The organism is Buttiauxella sp. WJP83 (assembly GCF_027594725.1).
Classification (GTDB): domain Bacteria; phylum Pseudomonadota; class Gammaproteobacteria; order Enterobacterales; family Enterobacteriaceae; genus Buttiauxella; species Buttiauxella selenatireducens.
The window spans coordinates 1,632,492-1,657,490 of sequence record NZ_CP110080.1 but is presented as its reverse complement, the minus strand read 5'-3'; the positions used below and the strand labels follow the sequence as shown (position 1 = coordinate 1,657,490).

Annotated in this window: 25 protein-coding genes, 1 riboswitch and 1 other annotated feature; of the genes, 10 read left to right on the top strand and 15 right to left on the bottom strand. The window is 49.3% G+C overall.

The window, feature by feature from the left end; translation table 11 throughout:
- Window positions 1-8 precede the first annotated feature (8 nt).
- The 6 genes from cbiB to dacD form a co-directional block, all read right to left on the bottom strand.
- Window positions 9-971 (bottom strand): adenosylcobinamide-phosphate synthase CbiB, encoded by a 963-nt coding sequence (cbiB, locus tag OH773_RS07655; RefSeq protein WP_270144511.1) that lies wholly within the window; start codon window positions 969-971, stop codon window positions 9-11.
- Window positions 968-2,350, bottom strand: a complete 1,383-nt coding sequence (locus OH773_RS07650; protein ID WP_270144509.1) for a cobyrinate a,c-diamide synthase — start codon at window positions 2,348-2,350, stop codon at window positions 968-970. The genes cbiB and OH773_RS07650 overlap by 4 nt, the downstream gene beginning before the upstream one ends.
- A 162-nt stretch (window positions 2,351-2,512) precedes the next feature.
- Window positions 2,513-2,705: riboswitch (cobalamin riboswitch) on the bottom strand.
- A gap of 282 nt (window positions 2,706-2,987) precedes the next feature.
- Window positions 2,988-3,308, bottom strand: a complete 321-nt coding sequence (locus tag OH773_RS07645) for a DUF496 family protein (RefSeq protein ID WP_034496514.1) — start codon at window positions 3,306-3,308, stop codon at window positions 2,988-2,990.
- A gap of 240 nt (window positions 3,309-3,548) precedes the next feature.
- Complete coding sequence (locus tag OH773_RS07640; protein ID WP_183269805.1) at window positions 3,549-4,607, bottom strand: FUSC family protein; 1,059 nt, start codon at window positions 4,605-4,607, stop codon at window positions 3,549-3,551.
- Between the two features lie 89 nt (window positions 4,608-4,696).
- Complete coding sequence (gene sbmC, locus OH773_RS07635) at window positions 4,697-5,167, bottom strand: DNA gyrase inhibitor SbmC (protein ID WP_270144505.1); 471 nt, start codon at window positions 5,165-5,167, stop codon at window positions 4,697-4,699.
- A 237-nt stretch (window positions 5,168-5,404) separates the two neighbouring features.
- On the bottom strand, window positions 5,405-6,571 hold the full coding sequence (gene dacD, locus OH773_RS07630; protein ID WP_270144503.1) for a serine-type D-Ala-D-Ala carboxypeptidase DacD: 1,167 nt from the start codon (window positions 6,569-6,571) through the stop codon (window positions 5,405-5,407).
- Between the two features lie 276 nt (window positions 6,572-6,847).
- Between dacD and sbcB the strand changes: the two genes are divergently transcribed.
- A complete protein-coding gene (gene sbcB, locus OH773_RS07625; RefSeq protein ID WP_270144501.1) occupies window positions 6,848-8,275 on the top strand; it encodes an exodeoxyribonuclease I in 1,428 nt (475 codons plus the stop codon).
- A 44-nt stretch (window positions 8,276-8,319) separates the two neighbouring features.
- Here sbcB and OH773_RS07620 read toward each other — a convergent pair whose 3' ends face one another.
- The 5 genes from OH773_RS07620 to OH773_RS07605 form a co-directional block, all read right to left on the bottom strand.
- On the bottom strand, window positions 8,320-9,684 hold the full coding sequence (locus OH773_RS07620; RefSeq protein ID WP_270144499.1) for an APC family permease: 1,365 nt from the start codon (window positions 9,682-9,684) through the stop codon (window positions 8,320-8,322).
- Entirely contained in the window at window positions 9,674-9,736 is a 63-nt protein-coding gene (yoeI, locus tag OH773_RS22425; protein WP_120063352.1) for a membrane protein YoeI, read from the bottom strand. The genes OH773_RS07620 and yoeI overlap by 11 nt, the downstream gene beginning before the upstream one ends.
- 154 nt (window positions 9,737-9,890) lie before the next feature.
- Window positions 9,891-11,189: a 4-aminobutyrate--2-oxoglutarate transaminase gene (gene gabT / locus OH773_RS07615; RefSeq protein ID WP_183269810.1), complete on the bottom strand. Its 1,299-nt coding sequence runs from the start codon at window positions 11,187-11,189 to the stop codon at window positions 9,891-9,893.
- A gap of 126 nt (window positions 11,190-11,315) precedes the next feature.
- The gene (locus OH773_RS07610; protein ID WP_270144496.1) at window positions 11,316-12,242 is read right to left on the bottom strand and encodes a LysR substrate-binding domain-containing protein; all 927 of its coding nucleotides are present in this window, start codon (window positions 12,240-12,242) and stop codon (window positions 11,316-11,318) included.
- A 38-nt stretch (window positions 12,243-12,280) separates the two neighbouring features.
- On the bottom strand, window positions 12,281-13,108 hold the full coding sequence (locus tag OH773_RS07605) for an SDR family oxidoreductase (RefSeq protein ID WP_270144494.1): 828 nt from the start codon (window positions 13,106-13,108) through the stop codon (window positions 12,281-12,283).
- Window positions 13,109-13,306: 198 nt separating this feature from the next.
- Between OH773_RS07605 and hisL the strand changes: the two genes are divergently transcribed.
- The 9 genes from hisL to hisIE all read left to right on the top strand — a co-directional run bounded on the left by hisL (window position 13,307) and on the right by hisIE (window position 20,542).
- The gene (gene hisL / locus OH773_RS07600) at window positions 13,307-13,357 is read left to right on the top strand and encodes a his operon leader peptide (protein WP_270145743.1); all 51 of its coding nucleotides are present in this window, start codon (window positions 13,307-13,309) and stop codon (window positions 13,355-13,357) included.
- Window positions 13,333-13,455, top strand: a sequence feature (His leader region). (Overlaps the previous gene by 25 nt.)
- Window positions 13,456-13,491: 36 nt before the next feature.
- A complete protein-coding gene (hisG, locus tag OH773_RS07595) occupies window positions 13,492-14,391 on the top strand; it encodes an ATP phosphoribosyltransferase (protein ID WP_183269813.1) in 900 nt (299 codons plus the stop codon).
- 4 nt (window positions 14,392-14,395) lie between these two features.
- Complete coding sequence (gene hisD, locus OH773_RS07590) at window positions 14,396-15,703, top strand: histidinol dehydrogenase (RefSeq protein WP_270144491.1); 1,308 nt, start codon at window positions 14,396-14,398, stop codon at window positions 15,701-15,703.
- Complete coding sequence (hisC, locus tag OH773_RS07585; protein ID WP_270144489.1) at window positions 15,700-16,782, top strand: histidinol-phosphate transaminase; 1,083 nt, start codon at window positions 15,700-15,702, stop codon at window positions 16,780-16,782. Before hisD ends, hisC begins: the two co-directional genes overlap by 4 nt.
- On the top strand, window positions 16,779-17,846 hold the full coding sequence (gene hisB, locus OH773_RS07580; protein ID WP_270144487.1) for a bifunctional histidinol-phosphatase/imidazoleglycerol-phosphate dehydratase HisB: 1,068 nt from the start codon (window positions 16,779-16,781) through the stop codon (window positions 17,844-17,846). The genes hisC and hisB overlap by 4 nt, the downstream gene beginning before the upstream one ends.
- Window positions 17,846-18,436: an imidazole glycerol phosphate synthase subunit HisH gene (gene hisH, locus OH773_RS07575; RefSeq protein ID WP_183269817.1), complete on the top strand. Its 591-nt coding sequence runs from the start codon at window positions 17,846-17,848 to the stop codon at window positions 18,434-18,436. The genes hisB and hisH overlap by 1 nt, the downstream gene beginning before the upstream one ends.
- 5 nt (window positions 18,437-18,441) lie before the next feature.
- Window positions 18,442-19,179 carry a 1-(5-phosphoribosyl)-5-[(5-phosphoribosylamino)methylideneamino]imidazole-4-carboxamide isomerase gene (hisA, locus tag OH773_RS07570; RefSeq protein ID WP_270144484.1) on the top strand — a complete coding sequence of 246 codons (738 nt, stop codon included), beginning with the start codon at window positions 18,442-18,444 and terminating at the stop codon, window positions 19,177-19,179.
- Complete coding sequence (hisF, locus tag OH773_RS07565) at window positions 19,161-19,937, top strand: imidazole glycerol phosphate synthase subunit HisF (RefSeq protein WP_270144482.1); 777 nt, start codon at window positions 19,161-19,163, stop codon at window positions 19,935-19,937. Before hisA ends, hisF begins: the two co-directional genes overlap by 19 nt.
- Window positions 19,931-20,542, top strand: coding sequence for a bifunctional phosphoribosyl-AMP cyclohydrolase/phosphoribosyl-ATP diphosphatase HisIE (gene hisIE, locus OH773_RS07560; protein WP_270144480.1), 612 nt, complete (start codon window positions 19,931-19,933; stop codon window positions 20,540-20,542). Before hisF ends, hisIE begins: the two co-directional genes overlap by 7 nt.
- A 119-nt stretch (window positions 20,543-20,661) precedes the next feature.
- On the opposite strand, the gene gndA is transcribed toward hisIE, so the two are convergent.
- The 4 genes from gndA to OH773_RS07540 all read right to left on the bottom strand — a co-directional run bounded on the left by gndA (window position 20,662) and on the right by OH773_RS07540 (window position 24,961).
- Window positions 20,662-22,071 carry an NADP-dependent phosphogluconate dehydrogenase gene (gene gndA, locus OH773_RS07555; RefSeq protein WP_270144478.1) on the bottom strand — a complete coding sequence of 470 codons (1,410 nt, stop codon included), beginning with the start codon at window positions 22,069-22,071 and terminating at the stop codon, window positions 20,662-20,664.
- Window positions 22,072-22,179: 108 nt separating this feature from the next.
- Window positions 22,180-23,169 carry a glycosyltransferase family 2 protein gene (locus OH773_RS07550; RefSeq protein ID WP_270144476.1) on the bottom strand — a complete coding sequence of 330 codons (990 nt, stop codon included), beginning with the start codon at window positions 23,167-23,169 and terminating at the stop codon, window positions 22,180-22,182.
- Window positions 23,162-23,542: a GtrA family protein gene (locus tag OH773_RS07545; RefSeq protein ID WP_270144474.1), complete on the bottom strand. Its 381-nt coding sequence runs from the start codon at window positions 23,540-23,542 to the stop codon at window positions 23,162-23,164. Before OH773_RS07545 ends, OH773_RS07550 begins: the two co-directional genes overlap by 8 nt.
- Window positions 23,543-23,602: 60 nt before the next feature.
- The gene (locus OH773_RS07540; protein WP_270144471.1) at window positions 23,603-24,961 is read right to left on the bottom strand and encodes a DUF2142 domain-containing protein; all 1,359 of its coding nucleotides are present in this window, start codon (window positions 24,959-24,961) and stop codon (window positions 23,603-23,605) included.
- Between the last annotated feature and the right edge of the window lie 38 nt (window positions 24,962-24,999).

The following is a 24,999-nucleotide window of genomic DNA, read 5'->3' as shown; positions in this document are numbered from 1 at the left end:
GGGAATCCTTAAGAGCCTATGCCAAGCGCCAGCCAGCGCATTGCGGCAAACAGCAGCAAAGCAAATAGCGAAGCCAACATCATGAGTTGAATGGCGCGGGTTATATCGTCAATAGCAACGCCACGCTGCTCATCCCCCATCCACGGTTTTTCTACCCGCTCGCCAAAATAGGTGTTCGGCCCGCCGAGCCTGATCCCAAGCGCACCTGCGACCGTCGCTTCAGGCCAGGCGCAGTTTGGGCTGCTGTGTTGATAGCGATCACGCCAGCCGATGCGCAGGGCCTGGCGGGGATTGGCACGTAAGCACAAAGCGGCGAGGGCCAGCAGCAGCCAACTCAGGCGAGCAGGAAGATAGTTGGCGAGATCATCAAGACGGGCGCTGACATAACCTATCGCGCGGTACTTTTCAGTTTTGTACCCCACCATCGAGTCCAGGGTATTGACCGCTTTATAGGCCATCGCCAGCGGTGCGCCGCCCAGCATCAGGAAAAACAGCGGTGCAATCACGCCATCGACACTGTTTTCCGCCACGGTTTCCACAACCGCACGGGTAATTTGTGGGCGTTCCAGTTGCGAAGTATCGCGTCCCACTATCCACGACAGTTTTTCCCGGCTTTCGGCAAGCGTTCCCTCTTTCAAGGCGCGGTACACCTCTAGTGCGGCATCGCTCAGGCAACGGGCGGCAAGCACGGTGTAAATCATCCACACTTCCACCAACCAGCCAAGCCACGGATGCACCAGATTGGCGAGGTGTAATACCCCCCAACTCACGCCCCAGGTCATGCCCACGACGACCAACCAAAGCACACCACCACCGATTTTCAGCGCACGATCGCTTTTACAAAACTGTCGAATCTTGCGCTGCATGAAATTAATCAAGTTGCCAATCCAGCGAACCGGATGCGGCCAATGCGGTGGATCGCCGAGCCAGTAATCCAGTAACCAGGCCGCCCCCCAGGCAAGCAATGTCATAGCGAGTTCCTCGCAAAAGATAACCACTGGTTGAGCAAACCAGGACGTTGGGCAAAATGCACATGGAGATAACTGGCAAAGGTTGCCTGATGCTGGACGCCACCCTGCCAGCGGGAAACGGCAACGCCGTCACGCCATTTGCAGCAATCGAATGCGGCGGGTAATGGGCCATTGAAATCGGAGTAATGAAACTCGTGGCCGCGCAAGGTTTCACCTTTTTTGGCCAGCAACGTGTTTTGAATCGCGGTGGCTTCGCAGTAGCCAAAACGGGTCAGCCGTTTGCCCATTTGGCTGTGACCTGGCAGCACACCGCACATAGCATGAGCTTCCCCCTCGCCATCGGTAAGAGATTCCCCGAGATACATTAAGCCGCCGCATTCGGCGTAAAGCGGGATACGGCGCTGATGGGCGTCTTGCAGGGATTCACGCATGCGGGTATTTGCGGCGAGTGTTGTGGCATGGACTTCGGGATAACCGCCACCGAGCCAAATCATCTGGCAGTCAGGCACTTTTGTGTCGTGCAACGGGCTGAAGCGCTGGATTTTCACCCCAGCCTGCTCAAGCATTTCGAGGTTATCGGGATAGTAAAAGTTGAAGGCTTCGTCTTGGGCGAGCGCAAGTGTCAGACCTTCAGCCAGCGCGGGATCAGGGATCGCGGGCGCTTCACCCTGTGGCAGAGAATTCAGATGAGATAGCGCAAGTAAGCGGTCAATATCCACGGTTTGTTCAAGCTGTTGTGCCAGATTCTGCCAGCGCTCATCATGCTGGGCATTTTCTTGCGCAGGAACTAACCCGAGATGGCGTGACGGCAAAGCCACATCCGCCATTGTTGGCACTCGGCCCAGCACTGGCAGCCCGCAATAACGCGTAATGGCTTCGGCAAGCAGTTGATAATGGCTCTCGCTGTTGACGCGATTGAGGATCACGCCCGCGATGTTAAGCCGCGGGTCAAAGCGCTGGAACCCCATTACCGTCGCGGCAATAGAAGTGGAGACCGCCTTACCATCCACCAGCAAAATCACCGGACAACCCAGCTGTTTTGCCATTGCCGCGCTGCTGCAATAGTTCGGATCGGTTCCGTAACCGTCGTACAACCCCATCACACCTTCGATGACGGCAACATCCGCCTGTTGCATCTGTTTTGAAAACAAGCCGTTTAAGGTGAGCGTAGGCAACATGAAAGCATCGAGATTACGCGAGGCAATGCCGGTCACGGCGCTATGCCACCCGCTGTCGAGATAATCGGGGCCGATTTTGAAAGGTTGAACGCGAAGGCTGCGTTGCATGAGGGCGCGAAGCAACCCGAGCGTAACGGTGGTTTTGCCACAGCCGCTGCTGGTGCCTGCAATGACGAATGCATGTTTCGCTACCGCTGCCATAGTTGCCTTAATACTGTTTCGGCAAAGCGCGGATGTCAGCTCGTACGCGCAAGCCTTACGGCTGCACGCATCTGATGACAACTGACTTCCCACCGAAGGAGTTGTTTAGTGTCATATTCAGATATGTCGAAGTGCGGCTAACGCACCTGCAACTTGAATTATGACGGGTAAGGCTGACAGGTCGGTCTTCTGGCTTAGCGTCATTCTTACCCGCCCTTCCCAATCATAAGATCAGTGGTTACGCGGGTTCGTCGGCATTACAGCAGCGGGGGCTGCGGGGGATTTTCACCCCCTTCCCAGCCACGGATGATTTTGCGTACATCCCGTGGCATAAACGAGTCAGTTGTTGATACTACTTTGCGCCGGATATATTTACCGGACTAGCACAGGTTCACTTTAAAATCATGTGCATGAATACTTAAACGTGGACACAGTGTAAAAGCTATAAGAAATCCAATGTTGCGCTATAACAATTTTTACTGATTTTTTAGCCCTGTCTGAAGAGGGTAAAACGGGATTGACGGCTGAGTACGCTTTCTCGCGATAAAAAAAACCGCCAAAGCGGCGGTTTTTACAATAAATCATTTATACCCTAAATCATTCGAACGGCATCATGGCAGCGGAACGATAACGGATATCAGTCGGCTTTGATTTCGCCCATGACTTTAAGTTTTTTGGAAATTTCACGACGTTCTTTAGAGAGCTCTGCGTTTTTGATGATGTAGTCATCAACACGGTCTTCATAGTCAGTTTTCATGCTGGCGATGATGCCCTGAATTGCTTCGATGCTCATTCCCGGCTTGATGTAGTCGCTCAGGTTATCAAGCAGCAGAACACGTTTTGAGTTATCACGGATCTTTTTCTGAACGTCCTGGATTTCACGCTGCAGTTTGTTTTTGCGACGGAACAGACGCACGAACTCAAGCACGTCCTGGAAAGATGGTTTGGTTGGTTCCATTTTTATACCCCTGCTAATTTCATACTCGGATTCGTTAAGACAGCCGCCATCAGATTACTTTAATGGTAGCGGCGGCCGCTGACAATTCTTTTACCCCATCATACTTGGGGATGCTCCGTACGACTTCAAGCTGCGTGATACAAGGCGACAACCCGAACAGTACAGGCGATTAGTCTATTTCGCTATCTTAACCTCAAAAGCTGCTGAATCGAAACCAGCAATTCACCTCAGGTTAAGCAATTATTTACGTAACGCGCGGCAGATCAACTGCGAAAGCAATTCTAGTTGACGAGCAAGCTCCAGACTCAACCAGACGTAGCCATGAATCGGCGTTTCCTGAAGTTTCCCATTTTGGCCATTTTGCATCAGCTCGTGCAGTTCACTGACGATTTCACTCAGTTTTTCATTGTTTGCCGATATTGGCGACGGGTTGCCATCGTGTAACGCCCGAGCGATAGCGGCAAGCGTGCCCTGCGTCATTTGTTGCGTTTCGCGCAAAGTGTGCGCATTAATCATCAGAAAATGGCTTTCCCTCGATGCCCAATAAGCGTTGACCTGCAGCTCGAGCGTGCACACCATATTGCGACTAACCGTTTGAATCGCCTCTAAAATCGACTTTTGAATGTGCGTCTCTTTACTGCTCGGGCCAATCAGCGCCCGCATTCTCACCACATCGCCAAGCACCTTCTGTAAGTGTTTTTCCAGGCGCGGGCGCTCTAATAAGTTAGGTGAAAATCCGGCGTTGTAAACCCGACCAAAGGCGGTAACGAAGTTCGCCATTTGTATACGCCAGTGGATAAAGGCGCGCTGAGGATAAATGCTGGTAAAGAGCATGGCCAGCAGTGAGCCAAAGATAACGTCGCCGCTACGCCAAAGGGCAATCTCCATATCCCCCGCTGGAGCCCCGACCACGACGGCAAGAGTGATTCCAATCAGCAGCGCCTGGTACGGGCGTTTCCCCAAAGCCAGATAACCACAGATAAACATGGCGATGGCACACCAGACCAACATCAGCGGGAGCGAAAACAGTTCAAGTTTCAGCGCCACAAGCCCCATGGCAGCACCGCAAATTGTTCCCCCAATACGCTCAAAGGCGCGAGGCACGACGTTACCCCAGAAAGAGATCGGCCCCATCACAACCACGAGTGTGATTAGCGGCCACGTCCCTTCGGGCACTTTTAGAAGATGAACAATCAAAAATGTGAGAACAAATGCCAGCGCGATACGGATACCATGCACTGTACGGTAGTTGCGGTAAATGCGGATCTCAAATGGGCTTAGTGATTTATCTGGACGCACACTCAGCTCCCCTGGAAATAAAAACGGGATTGTACCTGTTTTTTTTGAGCGGACATCACAAAGTTAGGGGGCGTATGCCCCCTTTAGCATCAGACTTGATCTGCCACCGGAATATACATGTCTATTTCCCACACGCCACTTTCTGAGCCGTCGTTCAGATAGTGTTCAAAGCAGGGTTTACCGGTTATCTGGTAGCTATTATTGGCAAGAACGCTGTCAAAAAAGAGATTCCACGGTTTCGCAAAATCGCCGTCGTCAACGCGGGCACGAGCCACCGCATACTGCCCCCCCTGGATGCCGGTGACGATGACGCCTTCGCTGTTATCCGGCACGGTAAAGTTTTCACTCACCGAGACAACGGTGTCGCAACGCAATTTCTCTGCAGGCACTAAATCGGGATTGTCGTAATAAACCGCCAGCCACTCTTCACCAACGATTTTGTGGGTTTTTACCCACAGGGCAAGTTGTTCAAAACCTTGATGAACCGTTTGCTCCCACGGCCCAACCATATGAAAACCGGCAACTTTACGCTCGTGGACATGTTGTACGTTAAATTCCATATGACCTCCTGACCTGATTAAAAAATACTGTATGTTTATACACCACTCTAGTGCAGGGAAACAATCCTTTGTCAGGGTGATGTGGTTACTTTGCGAGCATGATCGCTTTTCGCAAAACTTCCGACCGTTTAGTCATCGTTGGTTGAGCGCCGTCGTAAAGCATCGTTGTAGAGCATAGTACAGCCAATAAAAACGGGCCGACATTCCTGCCGGCCCGTTGTGTACGCGTGTGATGAATTACAATTTGTGGCTGATATAGTCACCCAGGCGCGACCAGGTACTGCCCTTTTTGACGTCAGTTAGCGTCACCAATGGCCAGTGCGCAATGAGCTTGTCGCGATCAAAGAGCTCGATTTCACCCACATGTTGGTTGGCAGTAATTGGCGCTTCAATCTCCTGATTATCAAGAATATATTTGGCTTTAATGTTCGGGACTTCAGACTTTGGAAGGGCCAAATAAACATCCTGATTGGTCCCGACTTCGATCTGCTTTTTATCGCCATACCAGATAGCTTCAGTACCAATTTTTTTGCCTTTATGCAGAACCTGCACGGTATCGAAGTTATCCTGGCCCCAGTGCAGCAGTTTGCGCGCCTGATCTTCGCGTCCTTTTGGACTTTCCGCGCCCATCACCACGGCAATCAAACGGCGCTCGCCGACGACGCTCGAGGCGATAAGGTTAAAGCCAGCACTCGCGGTGTGGCCGGTTTTCAGCCCATCCACATTCAGCCCTTTGTCCCACAACAAGCCATTACGGTTTTGTTGCGTGATGCCGTTCCAGGTGAGGCTGCGCTCGCTGTACATATGATAAAAATCAGGTTCACCGTGGATTATCGCTCGGGAAAGTACAGCAAGATCATAAGCGGTGCTGTGCTGGCCTGGGGCATCCAGGCCATGAACCGTTTCGAAATGGGTGTCGCGCAGGTGGAGTTGTTGCACGTATTTATTCATCATTGCCACAAATTGCGGCTGCCCACCGGCCACATAATCGGCAAGCGCAACACAGGCATCATTTCCGGAGTCAATAATCAGCCCGCGGCTCAAGTCATGCACGGTCAGTCGGTCGCCCGCTTTCAGGAACATCAGCGACGAGCCATCAAATACCGGATTGCCTTTTGCCCAGGCATCCTTACCGACGGTCACCATATCGTTTGCCGAGATCCGGCCGCTATCAATCGCACGATCGACCACGTAGCCGGTCATCAGTTTGGTCAGACTCGCTGGATTGCGTCGTACATGCTCATTTTCAGCAGCCAGAATTTGCCCGGTTGTGTAATCCATCAATACCCATGAGCCCGCCTGAATTTGTGGTGGAGGTGGCGCATTAACAAAGGTGTCGTCGGCAAAAGCGGAGTGAACAGAAAATGACAGCAAGGTACAAACAGCAAACAGACGGATCTTCAACGATATATCCTCGGTAACAATTAATTCAGCCGCCTCTTTTACTGCAGTTTGTGACTTTTTTCGCAATTAAATTGCAAAAAGATATGAATGCGATCACTCGCATACCGTTGACGAATACGTTATTCCGTCGTTACGGAGACTTCTTGCAAGGCTGTTAATGGTTTACCATTGGCTTATGCAACACCCGACAGCAATGATTGATACATGGAGAGGGTTTTAGTGGGATTTCAGTTTAATAACAGCATGTTAAACAACACTCAAGGGCGGAAGTAAACCGTGGACAATACAACGCAACAACCGACCTTCCTTTTTCATGACTATGAAACTTTCGGTAAAAGCCCGTCACTCGACCGCCCTGCGCAATTCGCCGCCATTCGCACTGATTCAGAATTTAACGTCATTGGCGAACCGGAAGTCTTTTACTGCAAACCGGCGGATGACTATCTGCCTCAGCCTGAAGCGGTAATGATTACCGGTATTACGCCGCAAATAGCCCTGGCGCGTGGCGTTAATGAAGCGGATTTCGCAAAGCGCATCCATTCAATTTTTACCCTGCCGAAAACGTGTGTTGTCGGCTACAACAATGTGCGTTTCGATGACGAAGTGACGCGCAATATTTTCTATCGTAACTTTTATGATCCGTATGGCTGGAGCTGGCAGAACGATAACTCGCGCTGGGATTTGCTTGATGTCATGCGCGCCTGCTATGCGCTTCGACCGGAAGGCATTGTCTGGCCGGAGAACGATGAAGGGTTGCCGAGTTTCCGCCTCGAACATTTGACCAAAGCCAACGGTATTGAACATGCTAACGCGCATGATGCAATGTCGGACGTGTACGCCACCATCGCGATGGCGCAACTGGTCAAAACTCGCCAACCGCGTCTGTTTGATTACCTCTATAGTCACCGTTCAAAGCACAAACTCACCACGTTGATTGATATCCCGCAGATGAAACCGTTGGTACATGTTTCGGGCATGTTTGGCGCGTGGCGTGGTAACACCAGCTGGATTGCCCCACTTGCCTGGCATCCAGATAATCGTAATGCCGTGATAATGGTCGATTTGGCAGGCGATATTTCACCGCTGCTGGAACTGGATGCTGATGCATTGCGCGAGCGGTTGTATACGCCGAAATCCGCACTGGGAGATGCGGCGGCCGTACCGATCAAACTGGTGCATCTTAATAAATGTCCGGTGCTGGCAGTGGCCAACACCCTCCGCCCAGAAGATGCAGAGCGTTTAGGTATCGATCGCAAACGTTGCCTGGAAAACCTGAAATTGTTGCGTGAACACCCTTCCGTGCGTGAAAAAGCCGTGGCTATTTTTGCTGAAGCAGAGCCTTTTGTGCCTTCCGATAATGTCGATGCGCAACTGTACAATGGCTTTTTCAGCGATGCCGACCGCGCAGCCATGCGCATTGTGCTGCAGACCGATCCGCAGAATTTGCCTGCGCTGGATATTACGTTTGCCGATAAGCGTATTGAAAAATTGCTGTTTAATTATCGTGCGCGTAACTTCCCAGGCACTTTGGATGAGGCCGAGCAGCAGCGCTGGTTGCAGCACCGTCGTGATGTGTTGTCTCAGGAAGCGTTGCAAGCCTACGCGCAAGAACTGGAAGCGCTCTATAACCTGCATGAGGATGATAAAGAAAAGACCGCGTTACTTAAGGCATTGTTTGAGTACGCGCAGTTTTTAGTGGGATAAAAACGACAAAAGGCCCTCATTGAGGGCCTTTTGAATATTAATGCTTACGCTAAGTCTTCGTTAAATTGTGGAACCGGGTTACGGAAGCGACGAGTCACGAATGCCAGATAGGTCAAGCCAATAGCCGCCCAAATCAGGCCCAGAACCATCGAGCTTTCTTCCAGGTTAATCCACAGCGCACCTACTGTCAGTGCGCCACACGTTGGCAGCACCAGATAGTTGAAGTGATCTTTAATCGTTTTGTTACGGCCTTCGCGGATCCAGAACTGGGAAATCACCGACAGGTTAACGAAGGTGAACGCCACCAGCGCACCAAAGTTAATCAGCGCCGTTGCGGTTACCAGGTCAAACTTCACGGCGAACAGCGCAATGATACCCACCAGAACCACGTTTAACGCAGGAGTACGCCATTTCGGATGAATGTAACCGAAGAAACGCTCCGGGAACACGCCATCACGGCCCATAACATACATCAAGCGAGAAACACCCGCATGTGCCGCCATACCTGAAGCCAGAACGGTAACACAGGAGAAAATCAAGATACCGAACTGGAAGGCTTTGCCTGCCACGAACAGCATAATTTCTGGCTGTGACGCGTCCGGATCATGGAAGCGAGAAATATCCGGGAAGTACAGTTGCAGGAAGTAAGACACCACAACGAAGATCACGCCGCCAATCAGGGCAGTCAGGAAAATCGCTTTCGGGATGACACGGCCTGCATCTTTGGTTTCTTCGGACAGCGAGCTAATACCGTCAAATCCGAGGAACGAGAAACATAATATGGTCGCGCCGGTGATCATCGGCACCACGTTTGCGTTCTCAGACCAGAATGGACGCGTACTGGCTAACGTGCCGGCACCTTCGCCATTGGCAACGCCGTAAATCACCAGACCGGTAATCACAACCATCACAACCATCTGCAACACAACAATAAGACTGTTGAAGTTTGCCACGGTTTTAATGCCGCGCAGGTTGGAGATAGTCATGAAGCCAACCAGAAGCACCACGAAAATCCACGACGGGATAGACGGTACTAAGGCTTCAAAATAGATTTTAGCCAGCAGAATGTTGATCATCGGCATAAACAGATAATCAAGCAGCGCCGACCAGCCCACCATAAAGCCAACCACCGGGTGGATTGCTTTTTGAGCGTAGGTATAAGCGGAACCCGCAGACGGGAAGCGGCGTACTAGCTTTCCATAACTTAACGCGGTGAACAAAATTGCCACAAGGGCAAACGCGTAAGCCGTAGCGACATGTCCGTCGGTAAGGCCAGATACTATCCCAAATGTATCGAACAAGGTCATCGGCTGCATATAAGCCAGACCCATCATAACTACCGGAATGAGCGTAAGGCTCTTACGGAGTTCAACACGAGATTTTGCACCTGCGGTGACGTTAAGCGACATGGTCATTCCCCCAAACGGCGAATACATGCGCAAAAGCAAAAAGCTGCCCCATCTAAATTTCCTCGGCGACACGACTGTCGTTTTTTAAAAGCTAGTATCTATCCGGTACGAAGCCCGGCCTCTTGGTTTTTTTGGCGGATGCCTGTTTGACTGCTTGAACTTAATGCAAAAAAATAACCGACGCGTTTAACGTCGGTTTTTTGTTCTCATTTAGTGAGGCGCGTATTTTGCACTAATTCGAGGCAAGAAGACAAGATGTTGAGGCCCTCATTAACAATTTCTTTTTCAGCTGTTAATGGGACAAGAAAACGAATCACATTCGCACGCACGCCACAGGACAATAAAACCAGCCCCTGCTTGCCTGCTTCTTTGACAAGTGCCTGAGTTAATTCTTTATTCGGACGATGGCTGTCACGCTCTTCGACTAGCTCCATCGCAATCATCGCGCCATATCCACGCACATCGCCGATGCAGTCAAATTGCTCTGCCATTTCCTGTAGACGATGGGTGATTTGCTCACCAATAACCTGCGCGCGTTGATTGAGATTTTCTTTCTCTATTATGTCAGTGACAGCCAGCGCCGCCGCAATCGCCACAGGCGACCCGGCATAAGTGCCGCCCAGACCACCCGGCATCGCTTTATCAAACAGTGATTTCTTGCCGACTAGCGCAGACAGCGGGAAGCCACCGGCCAGGCTTTTCGCCATGGTGACGAGATCCGGTTCCACGCCGCTGTGTTCAATGGCAAAGGTTTTACCGGTCCGGCAGAAACCACTTTGAATTTCGTCGGCAATCAATACGATCCCATGCTTGTCGCATAGGGTGCGCAGTTGTTTCATAAAGGACGTTGAGGCTGCATAAAAGCCCCCTTCCCCCTGCACCGGTTCAATAATGATGGCAGCAACTTCGTCGGGAGAGACATCAGCAGCAAAAATACCCGCCAGTGACGCCAGTGCCTGAGTGTCGCTCACACCGAGATAAGCCGCAGGATAAGGCGCGTGATAAATTCCAGCCGGGAATGGGCCATAGCCTTTTTTATAGGGCTGAACTTTACCGGTTAATGCCATGCCCAGCAAAGTGCGGCCATGGAACGCACCACGAAACGCAATTATAGCCGAGCGCCCGGTCGCAATACGTGCCACTTTGATGGCATTTTCGACCGCCTCCGCCCCCGTGGTCAGGAACAAAGTCTGGCAAGGCTCGCTAATCGGCACCAGTTGATTAAGCCGTTCGGCAAGCTCGATATAATTGCCATATGGCGTGACCTGGAAACAAGGATGGGTAAATTGTTCAAGCTGTTGACGCACTGCGTCAATCACTGCGGGATGGTTATGCCCGGTATTCAGCACCGCAATACCAGAAGCGAAATCAATATAGCGTTTGCCTTCAACGTCCCAAATTTCCGCATTTTTCGCTTTTTCAATATAGACCGGCAACGCATTGCCGACTCCATGCGGAACTGCTTGCTCACGCCGTGACTGCCATTGCTGATTGGTTTGCTTCATACAGACTCCTTGCGCACAAAAAACCTCTGCAAAACAATGCAGAGGAGTGAATTTAAACGCGAAGACATTTTAAGAAGAGATACAGACCCAGTATTAACCATAGATGTGACGGGAAAACCGCGCCACTCACCCATTCGTATTATTTTGCGAGGTTCCGTATACCACGGCGACTTCAGGATTATTGACGATTTGCTCCCGCCACCACTCGCTGGCAAGGCCTGCCGTTTGTTCGTTCCAGCCAATCCACACAGGGACAAACGGCACATGGGAAATGACTTGTTTTTCGACCAGCACACCGCTTTCAATAAAACGCTGCGCCATGTAACGGGGAACGTAGCCGCATCCGATGCCGCTTATCTGCAATTCGAGCTTGGTTTTGAAGTCAAAGACCGTGATAGCATCTTGATCTTCGAGTAAATGCATCGAACGTGACGGTTCAAGGCGGGAAGTATCCCCCACGATGACTGCGCGACTGCGTTTTATCACGCGACGATTCAACGGCTCTTCGGCGTCAGCCAGCGGATGGTGCGGGGCGACGACAAACACGCTTTCAAGTTGGCCGAGCAAAGTAAATCCAAAGCCACTGATGGATGGCGGGTCGCTCATTGCACCAACAATAATATCGGCTCGCCCTTCAGTGAGCGCTTCCCATGAACCGCCCAACACGCCATTGATGAATTTCAGGCGCGTCACGCTGTAACTTTTATAAAACGCTTCAATGAGAGGTGTCAGCAGTGAAAAGGGAAATGAATCATCTACACCAATCACCAATTCGTTTTCCCATCCCTGATGAAGCTTGATGGCTTGCTGTTCAAGCTCGCGTACGGTATGCAGCACTTCGCGACCTTTTTCCAGAAGAAGCTGACCCGTTCGCGTAAATCGCGCACGATGACCTGATCTATCGAGGATCTGGATATTGAGATCGTTTTCGAGTTTTTGCACGGTGTAACTGAGCGCGGAAGGGGTTTTAAAGAGCTTTGTTGCCGCCGCAGCAAAGCTCCCTTCTTTATCGAGGGTATCGAGAATTATCAGCACATCCAGCAGTGGTTTCATACTCGTTCCTGACAGTCACGAGTAATGCCCCACAGCGGTTACTGCATGGGCATTACCAGCGGGTTTGGATACTGATATTCAAACCCAAGTTCGTTGCAGATACGGTTGCCATCCACCAGCTTACCGCGGCCATTTTGCGCTTCAGTTCGGAAGTTTGGTGCATCGAGATTCATCTGGCGCGCCATCAAAGAATAGAATTCGGCACGCGATGGGTGATCGGGCGCACATAAATTATAGATGTGACCGCCCTTTGGAGCCTGTAACAACAGTGTAATTGCTGAAATGACATCTTCCAGATGCACCAGATTGACGCCATGCGCCCCATTCGCCACATCCGTTTTTCCTGCTAAAAAGCGTCCTGGATGGCGTTCCGGCCCGACCAAACCCGCCAGACGCAGAATATCGACCGATGTTCCCGGTAAATCATGCAGCCAAGTTTCGAGCTCTTTAAGTACGCGGCCACTGGCGGTAACCGGCTCAAGCGGAGACGTTTCTTTCACCACCCCTTCTTTTTCGCCATACACCGAAGTGGAACTGGTAAAAATAATACGCGGGATATCGTGCGCTAACGCGCTATCGACAATTTCCTGCACCGCCTGCAGATAGAAATCGTCGCCTTCACCTGTACGGCGAGCGGGCAGAGTAATCACCAACGCATCAACGTCGAGCAGCGCATCGAGATCGTCAGTGTCGCAGATCAGTTCAGGCGTCAGCTGCAATTGATAGCTGTCGATTCCACTCATCCGTGCAGCCTCTACTCCGTCGAGTGTGGTTTTACTGCCTGTCACTTGCCAGCCGCGCGCTGATAAAGACATCGCAAGCGGCATCCCAAGCCACCCTAACCCGACAATCGCAACCTTTTTCATGCCTTCTCTCCTGGATTGCAGCATATCTCTCTGCTGTACTTTTGAACCCTGTAGTAAGGCTACGCCACGTTACGACAACTAACAATCAGTGGTGCTAAACAGAATATTAATTGAGAGGATAAAAAGCCCTTGCACTGAAAGGCGAATCTGGTTTACGTTAATTGCACACACATGAATAATCATTCATACGAGAATTTTATGACACGCGTTCAATTTACTAACCACCATCATCACCATCATCCTGACTAGTCTTTCAGGCGATGTGTGCTGGGAGACGAAAAGATCTTCCAGTGGTGCATGAACGAGTCAATAAGCCCCCGGAAGATTTCTTCCGGGGGCTTTTTTTTGGGCGTCAAACAAGAATTGATTAGAGGGATCCACCGATGTTAGATAACAACCGTTTACGCATAGCTATTCAGAAATCTGGTCGTTTGAGCGATGACTCACGCGAATTACTGGCTCGCTGCGGCATAAAAATTAATTTGCACACCCAGCGCCTGATTGCCATGGCAGAAAACATGCCCATTGATATTCTGCGTGTTCGTGATGACGACATCCCAGGGCTTGTGATGGACGGTGTCGTGGACCTCGGTATTATTGGCGAAAACGTACTGGAAGAAGAGCTACTGAACCGCCGCGCTCAGGGCGATGACCCGCGTTACTTCACCCTGCGTCGTCTTGATTTCGGTGGCTGTCGTTTTTCACTGGCGATTTCCGTTGATGACCCTTGGGATGGCCCAGCAAGCCTTAACAACAAACGCATCGCGACCTCCTATCCGCACATCCTGAAGCGCTACCTCGATAGTAAAGGCGTGCAATTTAAATCCTGCTTGCTGAATGGTTCTGTTGAAGTGGCTCCACGCGCCGGTCTTGCTGACGCGATTTGCGACCTGGTTTCTACGGGTGCAACGCTTGAAGCCAACGGCCTGCGTGAAGTGGAAGTGATTTACCGCTCCAAAGCGTGCCTGATTCAGCGTGATGGTGAAATGGATTCGGCGAAACAACAGCTTATCGACAAACTGATGACCCGTATTCAGGGCGTGATTCAGGCGCGTGAATCGAAATACATCATGTTGCATGCGCCAAGCGAGCGCCTGGACGAAATCGTTGCCCTGCTGCCTGGCGCTGAACGCCCAACGATTCTGCCGCTCGCAGGCGATCAACAGCGTGTCGCGATGCATATGGTGAGCAGCGAAACCCTGTTCTGGGAAACCATGGAAAAACTGAAAGCGCTGGGTGCCAGTTCTATTCTGGTGTTACCAATTGAGAAGATGATGGAGTAACACCATGGCAAACTTCAATACGTTGATTAACTGGAATGAATGTGATGAGGCGGCGCAACAAGCGTTGCTGACTCGCCCGGCGATTTCGGCGTCGGAAAGCATTACCCGCACAGTCGCAGATATTCTTAATAATGTGAAAACTCACGGCGATGCGGCATTGCGCGAATACAGCGCGAAATTTGATAAAACGACTGTTGAGCAACTCAAAGTCAGCGAGAGCGAAATTGACGCCGCAGTGGCACGCCTGGGTTCTGAGATCAAAGACGCGATGACCGTGGCGGTGGCGAATATCGAGAAATTCCACGTTGCTCAGCAGTTGGCAACGGTGGATATCGAAACCATGCCTGGCGTGCGTTGCCAGCAGGTGACTCGTCCGGTTGCGTCTGTCGGTCTTTATATTCCTGGCGGTTCAGCACCGCTATTTTCAACCGTATTGATGCTTGCCACACCAGCACGTATTGCAGGCTGCAAAAAAGTGGTGCTGTGCTCACCGCCACCGATTGCCGACGAAATTCTGTATGCCGCACGTCTCTGCGGCGTTCAGGAAGTGTTTCAGGTGGGTGGTGCGCAGGCGATTGCCGCACTGGCTCTGGGCACTGAAAGCATTCCAAAAGTGGATAAAATCTTTGGACCGGGTAACGCTTTTGTGACTGAAGCAAAACGCCAGGTTAGCCAGCGCCTGGATGGTGCAGCAATCGACATGCCTGCCGGTCCTTCAGAAGTGTTAGTGATTGCCGATAGCGGCGCAACGCCAGATTTTGTGGCCTCCGACCTGCTTTCCCAGGCTGAGCACGGCCCAGATTCACAAGTGATTCTACTGACGCCGGACAGTGCAATGGCGCAGTCCGTCGCGAGAGCTGTTGAACGCCAGTTGGCCGCATTACCCCGTGCCGAAACGGCGCGTAAAGCACTAGAAAGTAGCCGTTTGATTGTTGCTCGCGATCTCGAGCAGTGTATTGAAATCTCTAACCAGTACGGCCCGGAGCATCTGATTATTCAGACCCGCAATGCCCGTGATTTAGTTGATAGCATTACCAGCGCCGGTTCGGTATTCCTCGGTGACTGGTCACCGGAATCCGCGGGCGACTACGCTTCGGGTACTAACCATGTGCTGCCGACTTATGGCTACACCTCGACCTGTTCAAGCCTTGGGTTGGCAGATTTCCAGAAACGCATGACCGTTCAGGAACTCTCGCCACAAGGTTTCGCAAGCCTTGCTAAAACCATTGAAACGCTGGCCGCTGCCGAGCTGCTGGATGCCCACAAAAACGCCGTTACCCTGCGCCTTGCAGCGCTTAAGGAGATGCAATGAGCATTATAGAGTTAGCCCGCGAAAATGTCCGCGCCCTGACCCCTTATCAGTCGGCTCGCCGTCTGGGTGGTAATGGCGATGTGTGGTTGAATGCCAACGAATATCCAATTGCCATTGAGTATGAACTGACTCAACAAACGCTGAACCGCTATCCGGAATGCCAGCCAAAATTGGTGATTGAGCGCTACGCCGAATATGCCAGCGTAAAACCAGAACAAGTGTTAGTCAGCCGTGGCGCTGATGAAGGTATCGAACTGTTAATCCGCGCTTTCTGCGAGCCCGGCAAAGACGCGATTCTTTATTGCCCGCCGACGTATGGAATGTACACCGTGAGTGCTGAAACCATCGGCGTGGAATGCCGCACCGTGGCAACGCTTGAAGACTGGCAGCTCGATTTGCCTGCGATTGCAGAAAATCTTGATGGCGTGAAAGTGATTTACGTTTGCAGCCCAAACAACCCAACCGGACAGTTGATTAACCCGCAAGATCTGCGCGCATTGCTGGAAATCGCACGTGGAAAAGCACTGGTGGTTGCCGACGAAGCCTATATCGAGTTTTGCCCGCAGGCGACGCTGGCTGGTTGGTTAAATGAGTATCCGCACCTGGTTATCCTGCGCACGCTTTCCAAAGCCTTTGCGCTGGCGGGTCTACGCTGTGGCTTCACCCTGGCAAATGAAGAAGTGATTAATTTGCTGATGAAAGTCATCGCGCCTTATCCACTTTCCACGCCAGTTGCCGATATCGCCGCTCAGGCATTAAGCCCACAGGGTATTATTGCCATGCGCGAACGTGTGGCGGAGATCCTGGTGAATCGCCAATATTTAATCAAGGCATTGCAGAATGTTGACTGCGTTGAGCAGGTTTTCGATTCCGAAACCAACTACGTTCTGGCGCGTTTCACCGCATCAAGTGCTGTATTTAAATCTCTGTGGGATCAGGGCATTATCTTACGAGATCAGAACAAACAACCATCGTTAAGCGGCTGCCTGCGTATTAGCGTCGGCACCCGTACTGAATGCGAGCGCACCATTGCTGCGTTGCGTGAACAACCCGGCCTGACGGCCACGGAGGGCGTGTGAGCCAGAAAATTCTTTTTATCGACCGTGACGGCACTTTAATTTCCGAGCCACCTTCAGATTTTCAGGTGGATCGTATGGATAAACTGGCCTTTGAGCCTGCGGTGATCCCCGCTCTGCTTCAATTACAAAAAGCGGGCTACAAGCTGGTGATGATCACCAATCAAGATGGTTTGGGGACCGACAGTTTCCCGCAAGCGGATTTCGACGGCCCGCACAACCTGATGATGCAGGTGTTGACTTCTCAGGGCGTGAGTTTTGATGACGTACTGATTTGCCCGCATTTACCCACAGATAACTGCGAATGCCGTAAGCCAAAACTGGCGATGGTGAAAGGCTACCTGGAAGAAGGCGTTCTGGATAAGCCAAACAGCTATGTGATTGGCGATCGTGCGACCGACATCGAACTGGCCGCAAACATGGGGATTCAGGGTTTACGCTACCACGGTGAAACACTGAACTGGCCGATGATCAGCGACCAGCTAACCAAACGCGACCGCTACGCGCACGTTGAACGCGCCACCAAAGAGACGCAAATTGACGTGCAAGTGTGGCTCGACCGCGAAGGTGGCAGCAAAATTAACACCGGCGTGGGTTTCTTCGACCACATGCTGGACCAGATTGCCACCCACGGCGGCTTCCGCATGAACATTAGCGTAAAAGGCGACCTTTACATTGATGATCACCACACTGTAGAAGACACCGGCCTGGCACTCGGCGAAGCACTGAAAATCGCGCTGGGTGATAAACGCGGTATTACACGCTTTGGGTTTACCTTGCCGATGGACGAATGTCTGGCCCGCTGTGCACTGGATATTTCTGGCCGTCCGCATCTTGAATATAAAGCAGAGTACAACTTCCAGCGCGTGGGCGATTTGAGCACCGAGATGGTCGAGCACTTCTTCCGTTCGCTCTCTTACACCATGGGGGTGACTCTGCACCTGAAAACCAAAGGCAAAAACGACCATCACCGCGTCGAAAGCCTGTTTAAAGTCTTTGGTCGCACATTACGCCAGGCGATTCGGGTTGAAGGCGACACGTTGCCCTCCTCGAAAGGAGTGTTGTAATGGACGTCGTGATCCTCGATACCGGCTGTGCCAACCTGCACTCGGTAAAGTCGGCTATTCAACGTCACGGCTATGAACCCGTGGTGAGCCGTGACCCGGAAGTGGTACTGCGTGCCGATAAACTCTTTTTGCCCGGTGTGGGCACAGCTCAGGCTGCAATGAACCAAATCCGCGAGCGCGATCTGGTCGAGCTGATTAAGGCATGTACCCAACCGGTGCTGGGGATTTGCCTCGGTATGCAGCTTTTAGGCTCGCGCAGCGACGAAAGCAACGGCGTGGAAATGCTCGGCATCATTGAAGAACCGGTGCTGAAAATGGTCGACCACGGTTTGCCTTTGCCACACATGGGCTGGAACCGCGTTTATCCAAAAGCCGGTGACCGCTTATTCCGAGGTATCGACGATGGCGACTATTTTTACTTTGTGCACAGCTACGCCATGCCAGTGTGTGCGAATACCATCGCCCAGGCCAGCTACGGCGAACCGTTCACCGCAGCCATTCAAAGAGATAACTTCTTTGGCGTGCAGTTCCACCCGGAGCGTTCGGGTGCAGCAGGCGCAAAATTACTGAAAAACTTCCTGGAGATGTAAGCACCATGATTATTCCCGCTCTCGATTTAATAGACGGCACAGTGGTGCGCCTCCATCAGGGAGATTACGGCCAACAACGCGATTACGGCAATGACCCACTACCGCGTTTGCAAGATTATGAAGCGCAAGGTGCGCAGGTATTACATCTTGTGGATTTAACCGGGGCAAAAGACCCGGCAAAACGCCAAATCCCGCTGATCAAATCATTGGTTGCAGGCATCAGCGTACCGGTGCAAGTCGGCGGTGGAGTGCGTACTGAAGAAGATGTTGCCGCATTGCTTGAAGCTGGTGTGGCGCGTGTCGTCGTGGGTTCAACAGCCGTAAAATCGCCGGAACTCGTAAAAGGTTGGTTTGCACGCTTTGGCGCAGATGCTCTGGTATTAGCGCTGGATGTACGCATTGACGAGCAAGGCAATAAACAGGTCGCCGTCAGCGGCTGGCAAGAGAACTCCGGCGTGACGCTAGAAGAGCTGGTAGAAACCTATCTTCCGGTAGGGCTTAAACACGTACTGTGTACCGATATTTCGCGCGATGGCACGCTGGCGGGTTCCAACGTCTCACTGTATGAAGAAGTATGCGCGCGTTTCCCGCAAGTGGCGTTCCAGTCATCCGGCGGTATTGGCGACATCAACGATATCGCGGCCTTGCGTGGCACTGGCGTACAAGGCGTGATTGTCGGGCGTGCATTACTGGAAGGGAAATTCAACGTAACGGAGGCGATCTCATGCTGGCAAAACGGATAATTCCTTGCCTGGATGTACGCGATGGGCAAGTCGTGAAAGGTGTGCAGTTCCGCAACCATGAAATCATTGGCGATATCGTCCCCCTTGCACAACGTTATGCGGCAGAAGGTGCAGACGAACTGGTGTTCTACGATATCACGGCTTCAAGCGATGGCCGCGTGGTGGATAAAAGCTGGGTGTCGCGCGTAGCTGAAGTTATTGATATTCCATTCTGCGTGGCGGGCGGTATTAAGTCGATTGAAGATGCAGCGCAAATCCTCTCTTTTGGTGCGGATAAAATCTCTATCAACTCCCCTGCTCTGGCCGATCCTGAACTCATTACTCGCCTGGCCGATCGTTTTGGTGTGCAGTGTATTGTGGTGGGTATTGATACCTGGTTTGATAGTGAAACCGGGAAATATCACGTCAATCAATATACTGGCGATGAAAGCCGTACGCGTGTAACAACGTGGGAAACGGTAGAGTGGGTGCAGGAAGTGCAAAAGCGAGGGGCTGGGGAAATCGTACTTAATATGATGAACCAGGACGGCGTTCGCAACGGCTATGATCTGGAGCAGTTAAAGAAAGTGCGTGAAGTTTGCCATGTCCCGTTGATTGCCTCAGGTGGCGCGGGAACCATGGAACACTTCCTCGAAGCATTTCGTGATGCGGATGTGGACGGCGCGCTGGCAGCATCGGTATTTCATAAGCAAATTATTAATATTGGTGAGCTGAAACAGTATTTGGCACACCTTGGCGAGGAGATAAGAGTGTGCTAACACAAGAGCAACGAGACCAACTGGATTGGGAAAAAACCGATGGCCTGATGCCGGTCATAGTCCAGCATGCTGTTTCAGGTGAAGTGTTGATGCTGGGGTACATGAATCCTGAAGCACTGGCACAGACTGAACAACGCGGGAAAGTGACATTTTTCTCGCGCACCAAACAACGTTTGTGGACCAAGGGCGAAAGCTCCGGTAATTTCCTCAACGTGGTAAAAATCGCCCCTGATTGCGATAACGACACGCTGCTGGTTTTGGCAAACCCGATTGGCCCGACCTGCCATCTCGGCACAACAAGCTGCTTCGGTGAAACCCATCACGACTGGCACTTCTTGTATCAACTTGAGCAATTGCTAGCCTCGCGGAAAAGTGCCGATCCAGCGAGTTCATACACTGCGAAGTTGTATGCAAGTGGAACCAAGCGCATTGCTCAGAAAGTGGGCGAAGAAGGCGTGGAAACCGCACTGGCTGCGACGGTTAATGACCGCCATGAACTGAAAAACGAAGCGTCGGATTTGGTTTATCACTTGCTGGTGTTGTTGCAGGATCAGGAGTTGGATTTAAGCGCGGTGATTGAGAATTTAAGGGAAAGGCATAAGTAAAAACAGCGATACTTCATCATGGATACGATGTGTTTGTGATACTCATTGTTAAATTTCATGCAAAAAAAGTCCGGTCAAAAGACCGGACTTTTTATTCGCAGGGAAAAGGAAAAGTCAGATTAATCTAACCATTCCGTATGGAAAACACCTTCTTTATCAGTGCGTTTATAAGTATGCGCACCAAAGTAATCACGTTGTGCCTGAATCAGGTTAGCCGGCAACACCGCTGAACGGTAGCTATCGTAGTAAGAGATAGCGGCTGAGAAAGTTGGTGTTGGAATACCATTTTGCACTGCATAGGAGACGACATCACGCAGTGCCTGCTGGTAGTCATCAGCAATTTGCTTAAAGTACGGAGCCAATAACAGATTCGCAATTGAAGCATTTTCTGCATATGCATCAGTAATTTTCTGCAGGAACTGAGCGCGAATGATACAGCCTGCGCGGAAAATCTTCGCGATCTCACCGTAATTCAGATCCCAGCTGTTTTCTTCTGAGGCAGCACGAAGCTGAGAGAAGCCCTGAGCATAAGAAACAATTTTACCAAGATACAGTGCACGGCGAACTTTTTCACTGAACTCAGCTTTATCACCTGCGAATGGTTTAGCATGAGGACCAGTCAAAACTTTAGATGCGGCTACACGCTGTTCTTTTAAAGAAGAAATATAACGCGCAAATACGGATTCTGTAATCAATGAAAGTGGTTCACCGAGATCCAGTGAGCTCTGGCTAGTCCATTTGCCAGTACCTTTGTTAGCGGCTTCGTCCAAAATTACATCAACCAGGTATTTACCTTCTTCATCTTTCTTAGTGAAGATGTCTTTGGTAATGTCAATCAGATAGCTGCTGAGCTCGCCTTCATTCCACTCAGTGAAAGTCGTTGCCAACTCTTCATTGGAGAGATTCAGGCCATGTTTAAGTAAGGAATAGGCTTCAGCAATTAACTGCATGTCGCCATATTCAATGCCATTGTGAACCATCTTCACGTAATGGCCAGCGCCATCAGCACCGATGTAAGTAACACAAGGTTCACCATCTTCCGCAACAGCTGCGATCTGCTTAAGAATCGGGGCAACCAGTTCGTAGGCTGCTTTCTGTCCACCAGGCATGATGGAAGGGCCTTTCAATGCACCTTCTTCGCCACCAGAAACACCGGTACCAATAAAGTTAAAGCCCTCAGCAGACAACTCGCGATTGCGGCGAATAGTATCCAGGAAGAAGGTATTACCACCATCGATCAGGATATCGCCCTTCTCAAGGTATGGCTTCAGGGAGTCGATAGTTTTGTCCGTCGCTTCACCAGCCTTCACCATTAACAGAATGCGACGAGGAGTTTCAAGCGACTCTACAAAGTCTTTAACTGTATAATAAGGAACCAGCTTTTTGTCCGGGTTCTCTGCAATAACTTCTTCAGTTTTGTCACCAGAGCGGTTGAACACGGAAACGCTGTAGCCACGGCTTTCGATGTTAAGCGCCAGGTTGCGCCCCATTACAGCCATACCAACAACGCCAATCTGCTGTTTGGACATTACATACTCCTGTCAGGTGTCATAGCCAACCAAATACGGTTGATTTAAGTAAACGTTATGTTAACTCAGGCGTTAACTAAGAGATAGTTGCAACAAATGCGATAATGATTAATCGCTTTCAATGTCATCACGTAATAGGCGTGTAAGAGATATTGTCGGTTGGTTTTCGATGTCCGCTTGAATGAAAGACAACAAAAATTGTACACCTAGAATCACAGGCAAAGCAGCAAGCATAACTGTGCCACTGGTTGCTGGTGAGTCAGAAACGATCGAGTCGTACCATGCTACTGAGCCATAAATGAGGCCAAAAATGAAGAGAATTATCCCTAATACCAATTCTACAGAGGCAATAGAAAAACCACGTAAAAAATAATTATAGAAAATACGCTTGGAGAGGTTCTTTATATTTCCCTTCAAAAATGGAAATAGTATTTGTTTAATATTTAAATTAGACACCTCATCACCATAAATAGCATCCATGGGAATATCCAAAACTTTAGCATCAACAATATTGAGTCTAAAAAGCATGTCCGACTCGAAGAAGTATCTATTGCTGATTTTTTCCAATGGTAATTTCTTTAAGGCCACCGAAGAAATCGCTGTGTAGCCATTAGTAGGGTCAAAAGTACGGTAGTAGCCAGATGAAAATTTCGTCATGAATGACAACACGGCATTGCCAAACAACCGTATTTTTGGCATTAATTTTAAACCTTCAATTTCGTGGAAACGGTTACCTTTAGTGTAATCCGCTGCCCCACGTAAAATGGGTTTCACAAAATATTTGATCAAAGCGGGGTCCATTTGACCATCACCATCAACTTTGACAAAAATATCTATACCATCCACTAGGCCTTGTTGGTATCCGTGTATTACCGCACCACCGACACCTTTATTGACATTATTGAACAGGACTTGAACCCTACTATCAGTACAATTATCGAGGATAAATTGACCCGAACTTTCCGGGCATTTATCATCAACAGCATAAATTGTATCTACTTCATCACCAATATTGCTAATGACATCCAGAATATGATCTTTAACTTTATAACAGGGAATGACAACAGCAATTTTCAACTTCTCATTTTTCTTAATCATGTTTGTAAACCCATAATTTTGCAATAATAAAGCTAATAAAGAACAATACAATTTCTACACAGACTTTGCTGACTGCAGTCAAAAACACAGAGTTTTGCGAGTTAAAAATCACCTTACACAAATATAACAAAACAGTACTAATAACCGTCATCCCTGCCCAATAAATGACAAATTTGAACAACACCCGTCCATTCATACTGCGTTTGAAGGTTAATCGACCATTTATATAATAACCTACACTCGCTGCTAACGCCCTTGACGAAACATTGGATAATGTGACGCCGACACCGACATAAGATAAAACCGTATATAGTGATGAATCAATAGCAAATTGAATGACACCACAAATAAAGAACAGCAATAATTTTTTCATGTGTTTCTTTAAATTACTTTAATAAAAGCATAACATAAACTTCTTATATATCAAAAATGCTTAGAACAGCAATTTGTAATGTGCATATAGTAACTCATGAATAATAAATACAGATGAAATTGCAATAGCTAATACTAATCCGATTGAAACTTTTTCTGGTTGATTCCTATTTGCAAAAATATAAGAAAGCATTATTGATGGAATAATGAAATACCTCCCTTGAACACCATACACTGTCTCTGCCGGAAATGGGCTATATTGAACTAATAAAGCACAAAAGATAAGAACAGTGGATGCCAAAGAAATCACTGACAAATAGATAATTAAATTACGATTGTAATCAATATAAAGAGCGCGGGAACTTGCACAGAAAATAATTGCAGTCGTCACTATCACAAATTTGTAGTACCAGGAAGGCAGAGGAACGTTGAGCAACCCTAAAATCCCAATATACTGTTTAACATATGAAACGAGAAATTCTGAGCTTGTTATCGTGGCAAATATTATTTTCAAAAGCTCAAATGGATGGGTTACATAATGAAGCATTACTTGGCTTTGAGTAAACCCAGGATGATTAACTCCACCATCCTGAACACTATGTATTGCATACAAGGTCCATGCAATAACAAACAAGAACAAAACACACGATGAAGCTAAGTATTTCCAGGATTTATTTTTAAAATAAACAAGTGCAGGTATAAAGCAAATAAAAATCAAATTAGCTCTACTTGAAGCCAACAAGAAAATGCAAATGGATAGTAACAAAAGCTTAGAGTTTTCCGTATTACTGTTGTTATCTTTTATTAAACTAACAAATAAAGACATGCACAATATTGTTAGAGCGGTTGCCATTCCATCTAGCGTTGGAGACATAAGCTGAAATATTGTCATCGGCATAAATAGAATAGCTAGCGCGACTAAAGGTATTGGATAAACAACCCACGCTGCAATAATAATCATTACGCAAGACAAAAATGTAAAAAGTCTAACAAGGTTATAGGTTTCACTGAAATTAAGATTAATCAATTTACCAAATTTTATGGCTAACGCATGCGGCGTGTAAATCAGAGGGAAATAAAAAGCAGTTGATGAAATACTAAAAAACTTAGTTTTCCCTGCCCATTCCAGTTCGTAAAATGTTTTAGGCCTCTCAAAAATTATATTTTCATCAACATTATTTTCATTAATTAACGCAGGGGTCAAAAAAAACTGATAGGCGGCATCTAAATATTGACCAGATCGTATACCTTCTGGCGATTGTAATAGCAAATCTCCATTTGAAAGTGCATCGGCTCGGGCAAAATGCAAAATTTCATCAGGGGAACTCATTGGCGGTTTAACTTTATTAATATAAAAATATGCGGCATAACTGAGAATTAAAATACATAATAAAGAAAATAAACTCCGAGCCTTCAGCATATAAACATTCCCAAATTTATTATAAAATTGATGAGGCA

Coding starts and splice junctions, on each gene's coding strand:
- cbiB (WP_270144511.1), bottom strand. CDS start 971: ATGACATTGCTTGCCTGGGGGGCGGCCTGGTTACTGGATTACTGGCTC.
- OH773_RS07650 (WP_270144509.1), bottom strand. CDS start 2,350: ATGGCAGCGGTAGCGAAACATGCATTCGTCATTGCAGGCACCAGCAGC.
- OH773_RS07645 (WP_034496514.1), bottom strand. CDS start 3,308: ATGGAACCAACCAAACCATCTTTCCAGGACGTGCTTGAGTTCGTGCGT.
- sbmC (WP_270144505.1), bottom strand. CDS start 5,167: ATGGAATTTAACGTACAACATGTCCACGAGCGTAAAGTTGCCGGTTTT.
- OH773_RS07620 (WP_270144499.1), bottom strand. CDS start 9,684: ATGTCGCTTAACGTCACCGCAGGTGCAAAATCTCGTGTTGAACTCCGT.
- gabT (WP_183269810.1), bottom strand. CDS start 11,189: ATGAAGCAAACCAATCAGCAATGGCAGTCACGGCGTGAGCAAGCAGTT.
- OH773_RS07610 (WP_270144496.1), bottom strand. CDS start 12,242: ATGAAACCACTGCTGGATGTGCTGATAATTCTCGATACCCTCGATAAA.
- OH773_RS07605 (WP_270144494.1), bottom strand. CDS start 13,108: ATGAAAAAGGTTGCGATTGTCGGGTTAGGGTGGCTTGGGATGCCGCTT.
- hisG (WP_183269813.1), top strand. CDS start 13,492: ATGTTAGATAACAACCGTTTACGCATAGCTATTCAGAAATCTGGTCGT.
- hisD (WP_270144491.1), top strand. CDS start 14,396: ATGGCAAACTTCAATACGTTGATTAACTGGAATGAATGTGATGAGGCG.
- hisC (WP_270144489.1), top strand. CDS start 15,700: ATGAGCATTATAGAGTTAGCCCGCGAAAATGTCCGCGCCCTGACCCCT.
- hisH (WP_183269817.1), top strand. CDS start 17,846: ATGGACGTCGTGATCCTCGATACCGGCTGTGCCAACCTGCACTCGGTA.
- hisA (WP_270144484.1), top strand. CDS start 18,442: ATGATTATTCCCGCTCTCGATTTAATAGACGGCACAGTGGTGCGCCTC.
- hisF (WP_270144482.1), top strand. CDS start 19,161: ATGCTGGCAAAACGGATAATTCCTTGCCTGGATGTACGCGATGGGCAA.
- gndA (WP_270144478.1), bottom strand. CDS start 22,071: ATGTCCAAACAGCAGATTGGCGTTGTTGGTATGGCTGTAATGGGGCGC.
- OH773_RS07550 (WP_270144476.1), bottom strand. CDS start 23,169: ATGATTAAGAAAAATGAGAAGTTGAAAATTGCTGTTGTCATTCCCTGT.
- OH773_RS07545 (WP_270144474.1), bottom strand. CDS start 23,542: ATGAAAAAATTATTGCTGTTCTTTATTTGTGGTGTCATTCAATTTGCT.
- OH773_RS07540 (WP_270144471.1), bottom strand. CDS start 24,961: ATGCTGAAGGCTCGGAGTTTATTTTCTTTATTATGTATTTTAATTCTC.